At 65.9% G+C, this 2,512-nt stretch carries 2 protein-coding genes and 1 pseudogene; 2 read left to right on the plus strand and 1 reads right to left on the minus strand.

Annotated features, from left to right (window positions below; all coding sequences use genetic code 11):
- Nucleotides 1-380: pseudogene (locus VML93_RS00075) on the plus strand (amino acid permease); the annotation flags it as partial.
- 32 nt (nt 381-412) lie between these two features.
- On the opposite strand, the gene VML93_RS00080 reads toward VML93_RS00075, so the two are convergent.
- Nucleotides 413-1,645, minus strand: coding sequence for an IS110 family transposase (locus VML93_RS00080; protein WP_422656530.1), 1,233 nt, complete (start codon nt 1,643-1,645; stop codon nt 413-415).
- 361 nt (nt 1,646-2,006) lie between these two features.
- On the opposite strand from VML93_RS00080, the gene VML93_RS00085 reads away from it, so the two are divergent.
- A partial coding sequence (locus tag VML93_RS00085) for a pyridoxal-dependent decarboxylase (protein ID WP_325606369.1) occupies nt 2,007-2,512 on the plus strand: 506 nt, incomplete at its 3' end.

Genomic DNA, 2,512 nt, shown 5'->3' on the forward strand with positions numbered 1-2,512 from the left:
TGTCGACCGTGCTATTGTTGTCGGCGCTCGTCAACGAGAAGGCATTCAACTACATCATCGGCATCGCGTCGCTGCTGTTCTTCTTCGTCTACATCCTGCAGACCATCGGGCTGCTGGTCGGATACCGCAGGGGCACCATCCCGGAAGGCGAGCCCGGAACCTTTGACCTGGGCCGGTGGCGGTTGCCGCTCTACATCGCCTCGTTGGTGGTGTTCCTCGCCGTCGCCGTTGCCCTGCTGTTCCTACCGCAGTTCGCCAGCAACAAGTGGGTCTTCCTCGGTGTGGGGGCAGTCGCCGTCGCCTGGTGGGCCACCGGCCTGAGGTCGCGGTTGAGCCGCGGCGAAGCCGGATCGACGTTCGCCTCCACCCACCTGAACTGATCAACACGAAAGACATCTCATGAAGTTAAAAGTCAAGCCGCGAGCTGGAGAGGAGGTGGGAACGCAACGTGTTCGTCGTAGAGCTGACCGGTGTGCAGGCAGTGGTGGAGTTGGCCGAGGAATTTGTTGAAAAGGTGTGGTTGGGCTTGGTGGTTCCAGTCTCCGGCGGTGCGGCGGGCATCGAAGTGGCGGCGGGCGCCCGGGGAGGCGCGCAGCGATCCCAGGGCCCAGATCGGGCCGACGGCGGCCAGCCGCCTGTTCTTGATATGCCGGTGCAGCACAACGGTTTTCTTCCCGCTGGCGCGGGTGATGGGCGCCGACCCAGCGAACGCCTTCAGCCCGCGGGCCTCGGTGAAGCGGGAGCGGTCATCGCCGATCTCGGCCAACACCCGGGCACCGGCCAGCATCCCCAGGCCGGGGAAGCTGGTGATGATCTCGGCGTCCGGGTGGTGCTCAAAATGGGCGATCGCCGCCTCGGCGAGAGCGTCGGCTGCGGCGCAGGCGGCGTCGAACTGGCCCAGCAGCGCCGTGAGGTGGATGCCCATCGCGTTCTCCACCGCCGGCGGCTGGTGCAGGTAGGTGTCGGTGAAGACCTCGCGCAGCCGCTCGATGTCACGGTCGAGATAGCGTTTGCGGCCGGCCTTGAGCAGCAGCCGGCGCAGCCGGGCGGGTGTCAGTTTCGCGGCCTGGACCGGGGTGGGCGCCGCGGTCAGGATGGTGCGGGCGTCGCGGCGGGCCAGCCCGCCGTCTGCCAGCTCGGCGAACGCGACAAGGGCGGCTGGGTAGAAGTCTTTGAGCAGGTCGCAGATCTGGTTGCCGATCTGCTGACGTGCCCATACCGCGTCTTGTTGGGCCCGGGCGAGCACCCGGATGGCTTGGGCGGCTTCGGTGTCGGCAGGCAGCGGCCGATGGGCGCCGGGATCGGTGCGCACGATGTTGGCCAGCAGCACCGCGTCGGTGGCATCGGATTTGGCTCCCGAGACCGCATAGCGTGCCCGGTACCGCGACGCCGCCAGTGGGTTGATCGGATAGATCACCCGGCCGGTTTCGCGCAGGGCCGCGACCAACAGACCGCGATCGGTTTCGATCCCCACCGGGATCGGATCGGCGGCGCTGTCTCCGGCCTCGGCCAGCAGGGTCAACAGGGCCGCGAATCCGGGTGCGTCGTTGCTGACCCGTCCGCGGGCCACCACCCGCCCGTCGTCGTCGATGACGGCGACATCGTGATGTTCAGTGGCCCAATCGATTCCACAAAACAGGGACAAGCTGTGATCACTCCTTCGGTCGATGGAACTGCCGTTACCGGTGGACTCACGCGGCGCCCTCATCGCAGGACTCAAAGGTCCGTCATCTCACTAGCCGTCCGTGACTCCAGCACGCCGCAGGACTTCGTTCTGTCGAAGAGCTCAAGGCTCGGGAACACCTATCAGGAAGTCAACCCTGCGGCGGGCTCGGGCAACGGAATCCCACCACCACCGAACAGGATCTGCCGCCAGGCGCGCCGTTCTTTCGTAAGACGTCGAACGTCGGGACCAATCAGGCATCACCTGACGAGCAGACCGATCAGGAACCGCCCGGTCAACTCGACCGGTTAACCCATCCCTACTAAACGATTAGGTCTTATTTATGTTGCCGAAGCGAACTCACTATCCCCAGATCGCCCCCGCGTACACCGGGCGGCTGGATATGGCGCCCGTCCCGTCGCTGCGGATGCCGGACGAGGCGATGGACCCCGACGCGGCCTACCGGTTCATCCACGACGAGCTGATGCTGGACGGCAGCAGCCGACTGAACCTCGCGACATTCGTCACCACCTGGATGGATCCGCAGGCGGAGAAGCTGATGGCCGAAACGTTCGACAAAAACATGATCGACAAGGACGAATACCCGGCCACCGCCGCGATCGAGCAGCGTTGTGTGTGCATGGTCGCCGATCTGTTCCACGCCGAGGACCTGCGCGACGACGACCCGTCCAGCGCGGTCGGAGTGTCGACTATCGGGTCATCCGAGGCGGTGATGCTGGCCGGGCTGGCGATGAAGTGGCGGTGGCGGAAGGCCCGGGAGGCGGCCGGGAAGCCGGCGGACCGGCCCAACCTCGTGATGGGGGCGAACGTCCAGGTGTGCTGGGAGAA

Source organism: Mycobacterium sp. (assembly GCF_035499775.1).
GTDB lineage: Bacteria > Actinomycetota > Actinomycetes > Mycobacteriales > Mycobacteriaceae > Mycobacterium.